This window comes from Nocardioides perillae (assembly GCF_013409425.1).
Taxonomy (GTDB): domain Bacteria; phylum Actinomycetota; class Actinomycetes; order Propionibacteriales; family Nocardioidaceae; genus Nocardioides; species Nocardioides perillae.
On sequence record NZ_JACCAC010000001.1, the window covers coordinates 3,170,269 to 3,184,364 of the forward strand.

Sequence of the window (14,096 nt, forward strand, 5' to 3'; positions counted from 1 at the left end):
CTCACTGACCTCACCCGGCCGGCTCGCGCTCCTCGCGCTCTTCCCGGTCCTGCGCCCGCTCGTCGCGCTCGCGCGCCGCCCGCTCGCTGCTGCTCTCGAGGTGGCGCATCGCCGGCGTCGCGGTGACGCCGTGCACGACGACGGACAGCACGACGGTGAAGACGACGGTCGAGAAGAGCCACTCCGCCTCGGCGAAGTCCTCCTCGCCGACCGCGTAGGCGAGGTAGTAGAGCGAGCCGACGCCGCGCACCCCGAAGAACGACGCCGCGAGCCGCTCGCGCCGCGTCAGCCCACCCACCTCGGTGGCCGGCCGCGGGCGCACCGCCAGCGCGGCGTACGCCGTGAGGGGCCGCACCACGAAGACCAGAGCGACCGCGATGGCCACCCCGGCGAGGTCGAGGCCCTCGAGCTGCCCCCGCGTGAGCGCGATGCCCAGGACCAGCAGGACGAAGAGCGTCAGCAGGCGCTCGAGGCGCTCCACGACCTCGTGCATCGCCTCGTGGTAGCGGTGGGTCCGCTCCGCGGCGCGCAGGGTCATCGCGCACGCGAAGACGGCGAGGAAGCCGTAGCCCTGGGCCACCTCCGCCACGCCGTACGCCGCGACGAGCGCCGCGACCGCCAGGAGCGGCTCGCCCTGCTCGGCCACCCGCAGCGCGTCGAGCCGTGAGCGGAAGGCGAAGGCCCCCAGCAGGCGGCCGGCGAGGAAGCCGGCGCCGACCCCGACCGCGATCTTCACTACCACGTAGAAGCCCACCCACTCCAGGGCGAGGCCGGCCCCCGTGGTGCCGGAGGCCAGCAGCACCGCGAGGTAGACGAAGGGGAAGGCCAGGCCGTCGTTCAGGCCGGCCTCGGAGGTGAGGGTGAAGCGCACCTCGTCGGTCTCGTCGACCTCGTGGTCGCCGGTCTGCGGGCCCGCGACCTGCACGTCGGAGGCGAGCACGGGGTCGGTCGGGGCGAGCGCTGCGCCCAGCAGCACCGCCGCCGCGGGGGCGAGGCCGGCCCACCACCAGCCGAGGAGGGCGACGCCGGCGATGCCGAGCGGCATCGCCACCAGCAGCAGCCGCCAGGTCGGCGACCAGGCGCGCCAGCTGCGCCACGAGCGGGCGTCGAAGGGCCGGTCGAGCGCGAGGCCCACGCCCATGAGGGCGACGATGACGGCCAGCTCGGTGACGTGCTCGATCACCGCGCGGTTCTCGGACGGGTCCAGCGGCAGGTGGGCCGACAGCGGGGTCAGCCCCAGCAGGGCGCCGACCGCGACCAGCACGAGCGGCGCCGAGATCGCCCAGCGGTGCAGCAGCGGGGGCAGGACGACCGCGAGGAGCAGCGCACCGCCCGCCACGAGGAAGGTCAGGTCGGCGGTCACGGGCCGATTCTGACGGCTCCTCCCAACAGGTGGGCGAGGCCGCCGCGGGCTAGGCTCGCCCGGTGACCCGCCCCGCTCGCGTCCGCCTCTCGCCCGAGGAGCGCAGCCGCCAGCTGCTCGACCTCGGGGCGGAGCTGTTCGCCTCGACGCCCTACGAGGACGTCCACATCGAGCGGGTCGCGGAGCTGGCGGGCGTGAGCCGCGGCCTGCTCTACCACTACTTCCCGAGCAAGCGGGCGTTCTTCGCCGCCATGGTGCGCCGCCAGGCCGCGACGATGGCCGAGGAGACGGCGCCCGACCCGAGCCTGCCGGCGGTCGCGCAGCTGCGGGCCGGCGTCACCGCCTTCCTCGACCACATCGGTCGCCACCCCCACGGCACCCGCGCGGCCTACCGCGGGGCGGCCAGCGGTGACGCCGAGGTGCAGGCGGTGATCGCGGAGTCGGTGGCGCTGCACGAGGAGCGCATCCTCGCCGCCCTCACCGACGACCACCCGCGCGAGGCGCACCCGCTGCTGCGCGTGGCAGTGCGCAGCTGGGTGGTGCTGCTGCGCCACGCCGGGCAGGAGTGGCTCGACGACGAGGAGGGTTCGCTCGACCTCACCGAGGTTCGCGACCTGGTGGTCGACGCCTTCCTCGGCATGCTGCTCGGCCTGCCGGAGGCCGCGCGGCCCCCGGCCGTCGCCGAGCTGGTCGCCGCCGACGCCTAGGCGCGGCACGGCGAGCCGTCAGGCCTCGGGCGCGGCCTCCCGGGCGAGGTCGACCAGGTCGGCGATCGAGTCGACCACCCGGGTCGCGCGGTAGGGGAACCGCTCGACGTGCTCGGGCCGCGTCGAGCCGGTCTGCACGAGGATCGTGCGCAGCCCGGCCTCGAGGCCCGACACGATGTCGGTGTCCATCCGGTCGCCCACCATGACGGTGGTCTCCGAGTGGGCCTCGAGCCGGTTGAGCGCGCTGCGCATCATCAGCGGGTTGGGCTTGCCGACGTAGTAGGGTTGCCGACCCGTCGCGGTCGAGATCAGCGCGGCCACCGAGCCGGTCGCCGGCAGCGTGCCCTGGGTGCTCGGCCCGCTCGGGTCGGGGTTGGTCGCGATGAACCGCGCGCCCGCCTCGATCAGCCGGATCGCCCGGGTGATGGCCTCGAAGGAGTAGGTGCGCGTCTCACCCAGCACCACGTAGTCGGGCTGCCGGTCGGTCATCACGTAGCCCACCTCGTGCATCGCCGTGGTCAGCCCCGCCTCCCCCACGACGTACGCCGTGCCCTGCGGTCGCTGGGCGTGGAGGAAGTCGGCGGTGGCCAGGGCCGAGGTCCAGATGCAGTCCTCCGGCACGTCGATGCCGCTGCCGAGCAGTCGGGCGCGCAGGTCGCGCGGGGTGAAGATCGAGTTGTTGGTCAGCACGAGGAAGCGCTTGCCCGAGGCCTTGAGCGCCTCGACGAACTCCGCCGCGCCCGGGATCGGCTCTTCCTCGTGCACCAGCACGCCGTCCATGTCGGTCAGCCAGGTCTCGACGGGTCGTGGGTCGCTCACGCCCCCATCCAACCAGCCGCCTCAGCGCTGGGGCACGAGCACGACGAGCCCGCGCGGGCCGACGAGGTCGCCGCTGACCCGGCCGCCGAGCGTCTCGACGAGGCGGCGCACACGGTCGAGCGGCGCGACGCCGGGCCGCACCTCGCGGCGCTCCCCGGCGCCGTCGAGGCGCACGGTGACGCGCAGGTGCTGTGCGCCCCCCTCCAGTCCGAGCTGCGCCCCGGCGGGACGGTGCGCCAGCACCTCGACGAGCAGCTCGTCGAGCAGCTGCTCGAGCGGGCCGGGGGTGAGCGGCACAGCGGTGTCGCCGGTGAGGTCGACCTCGAGGTCGGTGCCGGCGAGGCCCAGCGCGTCGGACCAGCGGCGCGCCACGTCGGGCGCGACCTGGGCCAGCGGCAGCTGCGCCTCGGCGACGACGGGGTGGCTGCGCGCCTCCTGCACGACCGCCTCCACCGCCCGGTCGAGGCCGTCGATGCGGGCGAGCGCCGCCTCGGCGGCGCCCGCGAGGTCGGGTGGCACGTCGTCGCGGTGGCGCAGGTCGTCGAGCTCGAGGCGCAGTCCGGTCAGGGGGGTGCGCAGCTCGTGGGAGGCCCGCAGCGCCAGGTCGCGCTCGCGGCGCAGCGACTCCTCGAGCCGGTCGGCGCTGGCACGCAGCGCGTCGGCGAGGGTGCGGGCCTCCAGCACCCGGGTGCGGGGCAGCCGCAGGTCGAGCCGGCCGCGCGCGAGGGCGCCGGCCGCCCCGGCCAGCTGCACGAAGGGTCGCGAGAGCCGGTCGGCCACCAGGTAGCCCATCAGCAGCGCCAGCAGCACCAGCACCCCGCCGAGCGCCAGCAGCGACGGCAGCGCGCGCGCCACCTCGTCGTCCACCGCGCCGGCCGGCGCGCTGACCTCGGCCACGACCTGGTCCACCGTGGCCGCGCCTCGCAGCGCGTCAGGGCCCTCGGTCCACTCGGGGCCGCGCGCCTCGAGCGTCCCGCCGCCGGGCAGCACGACGGTCACCAGCCGGTCGGGAGCGGCGTACGCCGCCAGCTCGGCCTCGGTGGGCGCGTCGCCCTCCTGCGCGTCGCGGGCGAAGCCGGCCGCGACCACCGTGGCGACGAGCCGGGCCTCGCGGTCGAGGTCGGCGCGCAGGTCGTCCTCGGCGAGGTCGGCGATGGTGAGCGCGCGGAAGCCGACGAGCGCGACGACCAGCAGTGCGCCGAGCAGGCCGAAGGCCGCCGTCAGCCGCGCGCGCACGGCGGTGGCCCGGTGGGTCGCCGGGTGGCCGGCTCAGGCACGGGCGGGGTCGTCCTCGAGGCGGAAGCCCACCCCGCGCACCGTGACGACCTGCGCCGGGGCGTGGGCCTTGTCGAGCTTCTGCCGCAGCCGTCCGACGGTGACGTCGAGGGTCTTGGTGGAGCCGAACCAGTTCTCGTCCCACACCTCGGCCATGAGCTGCTCGCGCGAGACGACGGCGCCGCGGGTGGTGTCGAGGAGCGCGAGCACGTCGAACTCCTTCGTCGTGAGCGCCACCTCGGCGGCGGCGACCCACACCCGGCGCGCGGCGCGGTCGACGCGCAGGCCGGTGGCGGGCGCTGCCGGCGGAGCGGGCTGGGCGGCCCGGGCGGGCTGGCCCGGGTCCGCGGGGCCGGTGGCGGCCGGCGGCGCCGAGCGCGCGGCGCGCCGCGCGAGCGCCCGCACGCGGGCCTGCATCTCGGCGACGCCGAAGGGCTTGGCGAGGTAGTCGTCGGCGCCGTAGTCGAGGCCGACGACGCGGTCGAGCTCGTCGCTGCGGGCGGTGACGATCATGATGCCGCCGTCGAAGCCGCCGTCGCGCGCCTGCCTGCACACGTCGAGGCCGTCCATGTCGGGCAGCCCGAGGTCGAGGACCACCACGTCGGGCCGTGCGCCGATCGCCTCGAGGGCACCGGCGCCGGTGTCGACCCAGGTGACGTCGTAACCGTCGCGCTGGAGCATCCGCTGCAGGGGCAGCGCGATGTCCTCCTGGTCCTCCACGAGCAGCACCGTCGTCACGTCGCCCAGCGTAGGGCGAGGGGGTGTCCGGCGCGGGCGAACGGGGAGGTCGGCGGGGAGGTCGGCGGGGAGGCTGGCCTGCAGGTCGACCGGGGAGGTCACAGGTCGGCGTCCACGGCGCCGGACTCGGCGGCGGGGGTGGCCGACGCGGCCGCGCCGCCGGTGCTGCGGACCGTGGTCGTGGGGTACCACCGCACGGTCGCGGCCGCGGTGGCGGAGCGGAGCGCGCCGTTGCTGACCGGGTCGAGCACGATCCGCAGGACCGTCGCGGGCACGCCGCCGACCGTCTGCGTCGTCGCCGTCATGGTCCCCGTGAGGGGGACCGACTTGCCCCTCTTCACGTAGTTCTGCCCGAAGGACAGCTTGCCGAGCGTGCCGAGCCCGGCCCAGTCGGCACCGGCCAGGGGCGAGCCGTTGACCTTCTGGTCGTTGAGCGTCAGCGAGAACGGGGTCGCCGCGCCGGTCCACCCGGCCTTGACGGTCGTCAGGTCCACGGTGGTCGACCAGGTGAGGGTGAGCGCGTCGCCGCCGTCGGCCTTGCCGAGCAGACCGCCGTTGACGACCTGCACGTCGAGCGCGCGCAGCGGGTTGTTGTCGACCAGCACGGTGACGATCGGCGACACCGCCGTGAGCGCGGCGCCGTAGGTCATCGTGGCGCGCAGCTCCCACGAGCCCGACGCGAGCGCCCCCGTGGCCCAGTCGCAGGTGAACGGCGCACTGGTGTCGGTGCAGACCGTGGCGAAGGTGCCACCGACCAGCCGGGCCTCGATGCGCACCTGCGAGGCCGTGGTCCCCAGCGGCGTGGAGTGGTCGGTGGTGATCGTCGGGGTGCCGCGCACCAGGTCACCGCCGATGGGCGAGGTGATGCTGACGGTGCCGAGCGTGTTGTCGACCTGGCGGGTCAGGAGGGCGGAGTTCGTGACGTTCCCCGCCGCGTCGGTCGCCACGGCGCGCAGCTCGTAGGTCGCGAGGTTGGTGAGCTTCGTGGTGTCGAGGGCGCAACGGTAGGGGTCGACGGCCACGGTGCAGTGGGTCGTCCAGCCGGCCGTGCCCAGCAGGCGGTACTGCAGCTCCACCGTGGCCACGCCGGAGTCCTCGTCGGCTGCGGTGGCGGTGAGCTGCACCGTGCCGCTGAAGGCGGTGGGCGCCGACAGCGAGACGGTGGGTGCGAGGTTGTCGACGGTGACGCTGAGGCGGGTGTCGGTGACCGTGACGGTGCCGACGGTGGAGACGACGCGCACGTCGAGGTCGTCGGCCAGCGTGCCCGTGACCCACGAGCAGGTCGGCGCGGTGCCGGTGACGGCACCGCAGCCGGTGATGACCGTCCAGTTGCCGGTGCTGTCGGACGCGCGGTACTGGAAGGAGCTGGAGACCGAGCGGCCGGCCGCGCCGACGACGGTCGCGGACAGCTGGACCGTGCCGCGGGTGGGGTCGACGATCGTGCCGAGCACGACGCCCGCCGAGTTGGCCACGCGCGTCGTCACGGTGGCCGAGACGGCCGAGAAGCCGGCCGCGTCGTAGGCAGTCGCACGCAGGCGGTAGTCGCCGTCGGCGACCTTGGTGGTGTCCCAGGGGCAGGACCACGGTGCTGCGGTGTCGGTGCACAGGGCGGTCCACGCGCCCGAGGGGGACGCGGCGTACTCGACAACGACGCGGACGACGCCGCTGGCGGTGTCGCTCGCGTCGGCCGTCACCGCGACCGTGCCGGTGCTGAGCGCGCCGGGTCCGGTGACGGCGACGGTGGGCGGCAGGTAGTCGGCCGCCGCGCCCACCGTCGTCTGCGACGTGCTGGACGAGGTGAAGGTGGCCGAGGAGAAGAGGGTGGTGGCCCCGACGAGGGTGACGACGACCAGGACCAGCAGCGCACGCACGGGCAGCCGGCCGCCGCCGAGGCGGGGCAGGTGGCGCGCGGCGCGGCGGGTGGCCATCGGATCAGCTCTTCCGGGGGAGGGAGGGTGGGACACCTGAAGTCTGCTCCGCGGGCGACCACGTGTCTGCCACACCCGGGACACGGTTGTGCCACGCCCGGGCAACAACGCGCAGGCGGGCCACCGACGGCGAACGACCGGCCGTCGCGGGGGCGTGCGCCGGTCGGTCGGTCGTGGTGCGACCGGCCACCCTCGTCGGGGGCGAAGGGTGACCGGTCGGCCGGAGGGTCGCCTAGACGGCGACGGGGGTGCGCTCGGCGGCGGCCTCGGCGGCGAGGGCGGCGACCAGCTCGTCGGCGGTCGGCTCCTCCTCGCGGGGGGCGCGCAGCGCCCGCACCAGCTCGGCCAGCGCCATGAGCGCGATGAGCGCGGCGGGGATGCCGATGACGGCCATGCGGGTGCCGCGGTCGGCGAGGGCGAGGAAGACCCAGCCGACGTGCGGCACGCTCGCGACCACCCGCGGCTGCGTGGCCGCGGTCAGCTGGAAGGTCCACGGGTCGACGTCGGCGTTGGCGTCGCCCCGGGTGACGAACTCGTCGCCGTCGACGTCGACGATGCGGTGGGTGACGAAGTTGGCGATGCCCGACTCGGCCGGCGGGACGTAGGTGATCACGTCGCCCACGCGCAGGTCCTCGACGGGGACGACCTCCTCGAAGACGACGGAGCCGATCTCGTAGGTGCCCGACATGGAGCCACCGGTGATCACGTAGCGCTCGTAGCCCAGCAGGCTGGGGAGCAGGAAGCCGAGCGCGACCAGCACCACGACGAGGATGCCCAGGTTGAGGGCCGCGTCGGCGATCCGGCCACGCACGGTGCGGGCCCGGTGGGCGGCAGGGGTGCTGAGCAGCGACATGGCGGGTCCTCTCGGTGCGGTGGGCCGGGCGGGTGGGCGATGGCGGGGCGAGCGGGTCCGGGGAGACCCGCCCCGTCCGGCACAGGGGTCCGGACGGAGCGGGGTTCCCTCCCCAGGGACTCAGGAGCGGCCGGGGCCGCGGTGGATCAGTTGCCGCCCAGCGGGACGGTGCCGACGAAGGGCAGCGTCACGCCGGCGTCCTGCGTGGAGACCCACTGGTAGGAGGCCGAGGCGGTCTTGCCCTCGTTCAGGTTGTCGGCGCTCTCGACGAGCGTGACGGTCCAGGTGACGGTGGTGCTGCCGCCGACCGGCAGCGCCCCGAGCGCGAGCTTGGTGGCGTTGTCGAGCGCACCGAAGGAGCCGTCGTAGAGCGAGGTGCCGCCCTGGGTGAGGCTGAGCTCGAGGTCGGCGCCGTTGAAGGTGGTGGCGTCGCCGGTCTCCTGCAGGGTCAGCGTCGAGGGCAGCGTGCCGGTGTTGGTGATGACGACCGAGCCGGTGATCGTGTCGCCGGGCTTGATGTTGGCGATGTCGAGCTTGGTCACGTCGTTCGCGTGGGTCACCGAGCCGGAGGCGACGCTGGTCGTCGACGCGGTGGTCGAGGTGAAGGTCGCGCCCGAGCCGACGGCGACGGCGCCGGCGGCCATCAGGGTGGCGAGGGGGACGAGGACCTTGCGGCTGCGGCGGGTGGCGGTGCGGGACATCGGGGGCTCCTGGGGAGTGAGGCCGCTCGGTGCGGCGTTGCTGATGACGACAACTCTGGTCGTCGCGACGCCACGGCCTCCCCACGCGATCCCCACGCGACCACCACAGCTCGGCAACAGTCGCGACCGGGAGCCTCGGCACCGACTCGCGCAGGCAACGGCGTCGCCCGCGCTCGCCCGAGATCAGGACGCGAAGAAGCGGGCCAGCCGCCGGTGCCGGTGCTCGAACAGCGCCCGGACCAGTCGCAGCACCACCGGCGTGGCGGGGCGCAGCAGCCACCGCGGCTCCACCGTGAGCCGGTCGACGACCCGCGTCGTGCCCAGCCCGGCCGGCTCGACGGTGCGCTCGTGCCCCCAGCGGCGCAGCGTGAGCATCGTCGACTCCTCGCGGAAGGAGCGGCCCGGCACGACCTCGACGAGCGTCATGGCGTCGTGCTCCACCGGGAGCACCCGCAGCAGCCGGAGCCAGGCGCGCCCCAGCGGCACGCCCACCGGCACGGTGTCGACCGTGCGGCCACGCGCGCCGGGCGGCATGCCCATGCCCAGCCAGGGCGCCAGCTCGTCGGCGATCCCCTCGGGGGTGACCACGCGGGCCCACACCCGCTCCGGCTCGGCGGCGACCACGCTGGCCACCTCCACCACGCGCGTGTGCTCCGCGCTCACGCGTCCACCGCGAAGAGGTCGCCGAGCTCCTCGACCCGCTCGAGCACCTGCGCCGGCGTCAGCTGCTCCAGCGCCAGGGCGTCCTCGGCCCCGGCCTCGACCTCGTCCCAGGTGACGGGGGCGGCCACCGCGGGGCGCTCTCGCCCGCGGAGGGAGTAGGGGCTGATCGTGGTCTTCGACCCGGCGTTCTGCGACCAGTCGAGGAAGACCTTGCCGCCGCGCTTGGCCTTCGTCATCGTCGCCGTGACCAGGCTCGGGTGGGCGCGCTGCAGCGACTCGGCGACGTCCTTGGCCATCGCGGTGCTGTCGTCGGAGGGGATGCGCCGCGGCAGCTCGGCGTAGAGGTGCAGACCCTTGCTGCCGCTCAGCACCGGCCGCGTCGTCAGGCCGCGCTCGGCGAGCACGTCGCGCGCCAGCAGAGCCACCTGGCAGCACTCGTGGAGCCCGGCGGGCTCGCCGGGGTCGAGGTCCACGACGAGCCGGTCGGCCCCCCGGGGCTCGCCCGCGCGGGTCACCTGCCACTGGTGCACGTGCAGCTCGAGGGACGCGAGGTTGACCAGCCAGGTGAGGGTCGCGAGGTCGTCGACGAGCGGGAAGACGATCTCGTCCTCGCGCTCCCCGACCCGACGCGATGAGCCGCGCGAGCCCGTGGTCGGCACCGACGCCGTGCGCACCCACGCGGGCGTGCCGGGCGGCACGTTCTTCTCGAAGAAGCTCTGGTCGGCGACCCCGTGCGGCCAGCGGATGCGCGTGACCGCCCGCCCGGCGAGGTGCGGCAGCAGCGTGGGGGCGATGCGGGCGTAGTAGTCGAGCACCTCGCCCTTCGTCGTCCCCGTGCTGGGGTAGAGCACCTTCTCCAGGTTGGTCAGCCGCAGGGTGCGGCCCTCGACGTCGACGTGCACCTCCGTGCCGGGGCTCTCGCGCTTCTTCGCGGGCGCCACTACGCCTCCTCGCTGAGCTGGTCGGGGTCCAGGTCGGGCCGCAGCCCGCAGTAGGCCGGCTGCCGCAGCCGGTCCTGCCGCGAGCGGCCCAGCGCCTCGACGTCGACGACGAGCCGGGGCTCGACCCAGCGGGTACCCACCGCGTCCACCTTCGGCACCTGCTCGGCGAACGGGCTGGTGCCCCGGGCCAGCGGCTCGAGCGCCGCGAGCAGCAGCGGTCCGGCCTTCCCGGCGATCCCGCTCCCGACGCGGCCGCGGTAGACGAGCCCGTCGGGCGTGGGCTCACCCACCAGGACCGAGCCGAGCCGGTTGCTCGAGCCGGTCTCGGGGCGCCACCCCCCGACCACGTAGGACTCGCGACGCCGGTGCGGGAACTTCAGCCAGTGCCTGCTGCGGGCGCCCGGCTCGTAGCGCGACGACAGCCGCTTGCTGACGATGCCCTCGAGCCCCTGCTGGGCGGTCGCGTCGAGCAGCATCGCCCCGTCGTCGTACGCCGCGGGCACCTGCCAGGTGCCGTCGAGCCCGAGCGACTCCAGCACCGCGCGCCGCTCCGCGAGCGGCAGGTCGGTGAGGTCGCGGCCGTCGAGGCGCAGCACGTCGAAGACCATGAACGTCGCGGGGTCGGCCGCCGCCATCCGCTGAGCCGTCGTCGCCTTGCGCACGTGCATGCGGTCCTGCAGCACCCCGAAGTCCGGCAGGCCGCGGGCGTCGAGCCCGATCACCTCGCCGTCGACGAGCAGGTCGCGACCGGGCAGCGGGCCGGGCAGCAGCTCGGGCCACGCGACGGTGCAGTCGTTCTCGTTGCGGGTCGCCAGCCGCGGTGCGGCGCCGTCGCGGGCGTCGGCGAGCAGCCGGATGCCGTCCCACTTGACCTCGTGGCTCCACCCCTCTCCGGGTGGGACCACCTCCCCGCGGGTGGCCAGCATGGGACGCATGGGGCCATTCTGGTCACATGCGTGCCATCTGGAAGGGCTCGGTGTCGTTCGGGCTGGTCAGCGTGCCCGTCAAGCTGTACGCCGCGACGGAGAGCCACGACGTCTCGTTCCGGCAGGTGCACGCCAAGGACGGCGGCCGCATCAAGTACCAGCGGGTCTGCTCGATCGACGGCGAGGAGGTCCCCTACGCCGACATCGCCAAGGGCTACGAGACGGAGGACGGCGAGATGGTCGTGCTCACCGACGACGACCTGTCCTCGCTCCCGTCGACCTCCTCGCGCGAGATCGCGGTCGAGAAGTTCGTGCCCAGCGACCAGATCGACCCGATGCTGTTCGAGAAGTCCTACTACCTCGAGCCGGAGGGCGCGGGCGCCAAGCCCTACGCGCTGCTGCGGCAGGCCCTGCTCGACGCCGACCGCATGGCGGTGGTGACCGTCGCGCTGCGCCAGCGCACCACCGTGGCGGTGCTGCGCGTGCGCTCCACCGAGAAGGGCGACGTCATCGTGCTGCAGACCATGATGTGGCCCGACGAGGTGCGCGTCCCCGACTTCAACGTCGAGGCCGGCGACGTCAAGCCCAACGAGGTCAAGATGGCCACGATGCTCGTCGAGACCCTGGCCGGCGACTTCGACGCCTCGGAGTTCGAGGACGACTACGCCGAGGCCGTCGAGGCCCTGGTCAAGGCGAAGGTCGAGGGCGGCGAGGTCACCCGCACCGAGACCTCCACCAAGTCCTCCGGCGAGGTCGTCGACCTGCTCGCCGCCCTGCAGCGCTCCGTCGCCGCCGCCAAGTCCGCCCGCGGCGAGGCGACCGACGACGCGCCGGCGGAGCCCGAGGAGGGGTCCGCGACGAAGAAGTCGGCGACCAAGAAGGCCGCAGCGAAGAAGGCGCCGGCCAAGAAGACCGCGACGAAGAAGACCGCGGCGAAGAAGACGACCACGTCGGCCGCGAAGAAGACGACCAAGAAGGCGCCGGCGAAGAAGGCGAGCTGAGTCAGTCGCACCGAGTGTCGCGGGCGGCACGGGCGAGAGCCCCGCCAGGGGTGCCGCCCGCGTCACTGGATCAGCCCGCAGCGCCCGCCGTCGGCTCGACCGCTCGGCGCCGAGCGGCCTCGCGCGCCTCAGCCCGTCGTACGCGCTCGGCGACCCGCTCCTCCAGCGGTGCCGCCGGCCGCCCCGTCGCCAGGTCGACCGGCGGGCCGACGACGAAGAGCCGAGGCTGACTGCCCGCCCGCGCGTAGGCCTGGTCGATCCGCGACACCGCGCGGTCGCGTCGGTCGAGGTCACCGCTCACCGCGGTGACGACCTCGAGCCCGGCCGCGCGGAACGCCGCTTCCCGGTGCACGTCGCGACGGTGCCGCGCCCGGGTGCGGTGCTCCGCCCCGTCGTACTCTCCCACGACGCCGTGGTCGGGGTCGACGAGGTCGGCGACACCGAGCACGCGGCCGTGCTGGTCGAGCAGCTGGCGGTTGGTCAGCGGTCGGCCCCGGTGAGCGTCGAGCTGCCACAGCAGGCGCAGGCGCGTCTCCTGCGGCGAGGCGCTGTGCTCGTCGGCGAGCAGCAGGGCTTGCGCGAGGCGACCCCGGTGGCGCAGTCCCGAGTGCGCGGCGAGCCACGCCCGCAGCCGGTCGAGCGTGGTCACCTCGGCCGCGCAGGCCATGTCGACCAGCACGACGGCCTCGCGCGGATCGCGCTGGCGGCACACCTCGTGGGCGAGGGCCCGCTCGGGCCGCACGCACCGCACGCCCTGGCGCACCACGACCTCGTCGGGCGCCAGACGCTCACGCACCAGCACGACGTCCGCACAATCGCGGGTGCGCGACCCCGCGGCGACCACCACGACGGGCCGGGCGCGGCCCTGGCGGTCGGTCCCGTCGGCGTACGCGACCCCGTGCAGCCGCAGCGCTGCCCACCCGGTCACCGCTGCCCCGGGCCCGCAGCGCGCCACCTGCTCCACGATCCGCTGCTCGACGACGTCGGGCGCCGAGGCGCTGACGTACCAACCCCGTGCGACGCGCCGCCACGCCGTGCCGCGGGCGGCGACCCGGCTCACCTGGTCGCTGCCGCTCCCGACACGCCGTGGCGCGACGAGGCCGGGAGGCGGGTCGACGCGCGGGGAGAAGGGCACGACCGCAGCCTGTCGCGGCCGCGGACTCCGTGCGCCGCCCCGTCCACAGGGCTGTGGACGTCGACTGTCGCGGCCGGCACGGGCAGGAGCCCCGCCAGGGGTGCCGCCCGCGTCACTCGACCGGCCCGCAGCCGCTCAGCCGGCCGTGCGCTCCGCGCCCGCCTCGCCGCGCGCCGCGGCGGAGTCGGGGTGACGGCGGTCGAGCAGGTGGAAGAGCAGGTCCATCCCACGCGGCCAGACCAGGTTGGCGACCTCGCCCACCGCGCCGGGGAGGGTGTCGAGCGTGATCGGGCGGTCCTCGAGCGCGCGGACCAGGCGCTCGGCGGCCTGCTCGGGGGTGGCCCCGCGACCGGAGTAGGCCTCGGTGGGGGCCACCATCGGGGTGCGCACCAGCGAGACGCGCACGTTGGTGACGGTGACCCCGTCGCCGTACGCCTCACGCCCGAGGATGCGGCCGAAGGTGTCGAGCGCGGTCTTGGAGGCGATGTAGGCGGCGAACTTCGGCGCCTTGAGCTGCACCCCCCACGTGACGACGTTGACGACGTGGCCGAACCCCTGGGCCCGCATCGCCGGCAGCAAGCCCATCGTGAGCCGCACGGGACCGAAGTAGTTGACCGCCATCGTGCGCTCGAAGTCGTGGAAGCGGTCGTGGGTCAGCGCCAGCGAGCGCCGGATCGAGCGGCCGGCGTTGTTGACGAGGTGGTCGACCGCCCCGTGCTCGGCGAGCACGCGCTCGACCAGCGCGTCGACGGCGTCGCCGTCGGCCAGGTCGCAGGTGTACGCCGTCGCGCGGCCGCCTCCGGCCTCGATCTCGGCCACGAGCCGCTCGAGCGGCTCGCGCCGCCGGGCGACGACCAGCACGTGCGCGCCGCGTCGGGCGACAGCGCGGGCCGTGGCCTCGCCGATGCCCGAGGAGGCGCCGGTGACGAGCACGGTGCGCCCGGCCAGCGGGCTGGCGCCGCCGACCCGGCCGCCGGTGACGGTGCGGGCGAGGCGGCGGGCGTGCGCGAGCGGGGACTGCAGCAGGAGGCTCACGAGCCGATCCT

At 75.0% G+C, this 14,096-nt stretch carries 14 protein-coding genes; 2 read left to right on the top strand and 12 right to left on the bottom strand.

Annotated elements, in window-relative coordinates:
- Positions 1 to 10 precede the first annotated feature (10 nt).
- Positions 11 to 1,363: a cation:proton antiporter domain-containing protein gene (locus BJ989_RS14890; protein WP_179518866.1), complete on the bottom strand. Its 1,353-nt coding sequence runs from the start codon at positions 1,361 to 1,363 to the stop codon at positions 11 to 13.
- Between the two features lie 62 nt (positions 1,364 to 1,425).
- Here BJ989_RS14890 and BJ989_RS14895 point away from each other — a divergent pair, with 62 nt between their 5' ends.
- The gene (locus tag BJ989_RS14895; RefSeq protein WP_179518867.1) at positions 1,426 to 2,070 is read left to right on the top strand and encodes a TetR family transcriptional regulator; all 645 of its coding nucleotides are present in this window, start codon (positions 1,426 to 1,428) and stop codon (positions 2,068 to 2,070) included.
- 18 nt (positions 2,071 to 2,088) lie between these two features.
- Here BJ989_RS14895 and BJ989_RS14900 read toward each other — a convergent pair whose 3' ends face one another.
- The 9 genes from BJ989_RS14900 to ligD (BJ989_RS14940) form a co-directional block, all read right to left on the bottom strand.
- Complete coding sequence (locus BJ989_RS14900) at positions 2,089 to 2,850, bottom strand: HAD-IIA family hydrolase (protein WP_218849527.1); 762 nt, start codon at positions 2,848 to 2,850, stop codon at positions 2,089 to 2,091.
- Between the two features lie 60 nt (positions 2,851 to 2,910).
- Positions 2,911 to 4,125 carry a HAMP domain-containing protein gene (locus tag BJ989_RS18880; protein WP_179518869.1) on the bottom strand — a complete coding sequence of 405 codons (1,215 nt, stop codon included), beginning with the start codon at positions 4,123 to 4,125 and terminating at the stop codon, positions 2,911 to 2,913.
- Positions 4,126 to 4,158: 33 nt separating this feature from the next.
- Entirely contained in the window at positions 4,159 to 4,902 is a 744-nt protein-coding gene (locus tag BJ989_RS14910; RefSeq protein WP_179518870.1) for a response regulator, read from the bottom strand.
- Between the two features lie 98 nt (positions 4,903 to 5,000).
- A complete protein-coding gene (locus BJ989_RS14915; RefSeq protein ID WP_179518871.1) occupies positions 5,001 to 6,830 on the bottom strand; it encodes an Ig-like domain-containing protein in 1,830 nt (609 codons plus the stop codon).
- A 232-nt stretch (positions 6,831 to 7,062) separates the two neighbouring features.
- On the bottom strand, positions 7,063 to 7,683 hold the full coding sequence (locus tag BJ989_RS14920; RefSeq protein WP_179518872.1) for a signal peptidase I: 621 nt from the start codon (positions 7,681 to 7,683) through the stop codon (positions 7,063 to 7,065).
- 146 nt (positions 7,684 to 7,829) lie between these two features.
- Positions 7,830 to 8,384, bottom strand: a complete 555-nt coding sequence (locus BJ989_RS14925; protein ID WP_179518873.1) for a TasA family protein — start codon at positions 8,382 to 8,384, stop codon at positions 7,830 to 7,832.
- A 183-nt stretch (positions 8,385 to 8,567) separates the two neighbouring features.
- Positions 8,568 to 9,047, bottom strand: coding sequence for a hypothetical protein (locus BJ989_RS14930; RefSeq protein ID WP_218848839.1), 480 nt, complete (start codon positions 9,045 to 9,047; stop codon positions 8,568 to 8,570).
- Entirely contained in the window at positions 9,044 to 9,988 is a 945-nt protein-coding gene (ligD, locus tag BJ989_RS14935) for a non-homologous end-joining DNA ligase (protein WP_179518874.1), read from the bottom strand. The genes BJ989_RS14930 and ligD (BJ989_RS14935) overlap by 4 nt, the downstream gene beginning before the upstream one ends.
- Positions 9,988 to 10,923, bottom strand: a complete 936-nt coding sequence (gene ligD, locus BJ989_RS14940) for a non-homologous end-joining DNA ligase (RefSeq protein WP_179518875.1) — start codon at positions 10,921 to 10,923, stop codon at positions 9,988 to 9,990. The genes ligD (BJ989_RS14935) and ligD (BJ989_RS14940) overlap by 1 nt, the downstream gene beginning before the upstream one ends.
- A 17-nt stretch (positions 10,924 to 10,940) precedes the next feature.
- On the opposite strand from ligD (BJ989_RS14940), the gene ku reads away from it, so the two are divergent.
- Positions 10,941 to 11,915: a non-homologous end joining protein Ku gene (gene ku, locus BJ989_RS14945; protein ID WP_179518876.1), complete on the top strand. Its 975-nt coding sequence runs from the start codon at positions 10,941 to 10,943 to the stop codon at positions 11,913 to 11,915.
- A 70-nt stretch (positions 11,916 to 11,985) separates the two neighbouring features.
- Here the strand turns inward: ku and BJ989_RS14950 are convergent, their stop codons facing one another.
- Both BJ989_RS14950 and BJ989_RS14955 read right to left on the bottom strand, forming a co-directional pair.
- Positions 11,986 to 13,050 carry a PDDEXK family nuclease gene (locus tag BJ989_RS14950; RefSeq protein ID WP_179518877.1) on the bottom strand — a complete coding sequence of 355 codons (1,065 nt, stop codon included), beginning with the start codon at positions 13,048 to 13,050 and terminating at the stop codon, positions 11,986 to 11,988.
- Positions 13,051 to 13,185: 135 nt separating this feature from the next.
- Positions 13,186 to 14,085, bottom strand: coding sequence for an SDR family NAD(P)-dependent oxidoreductase (locus tag BJ989_RS14955; protein WP_179518878.1), 900 nt, complete (start codon positions 14,083 to 14,085; stop codon positions 13,186 to 13,188).
- Positions 14,086 to 14,096 lie beyond the last annotated feature (11 nt).

Bases quoted from the DNA above. Each gene is read 5' to 3' on its own strand.
- BJ989_RS14900 (WP_218849527.1), bottom strand. From the start codon at position 2,850: ATGGACGGCGTGCTGGTGCACGAGGAAGAGCCGATCCCGGGCGCGGCG.
- BJ989_RS14915 (WP_179518871.1), bottom strand. From the start codon at position 6,830: ATGGCCACCCGCCGCGCCGCGCGCCACCTGCCCCGCCTCGGCGGCGGC.
- BJ989_RS14920 (WP_179518872.1), bottom strand. From the start codon at position 7,683: ATGTCGCTGCTCAGCACCCCTGCCGCCCACCGGGCCCGCACCGTGCGT.
- BJ989_RS14925 (WP_179518873.1), bottom strand. From the start codon at position 8,384: ATGTCCCGCACCGCCACCCGCCGCAGCCGCAAGGTCCTCGTCCCCCTC.
- ligD (WP_179518875.1), bottom strand. From the start codon at position 10,923: ATGCGTCCCATGCTGGCCACCCGCGGGGAGGTGGTCCCACCCGGAGAG.
- ku (WP_179518876.1), top strand. From the start codon at position 10,941: ATGCGTGCCATCTGGAAGGGCTCGGTGTCGTTCGGGCTGGTCAGCGTG.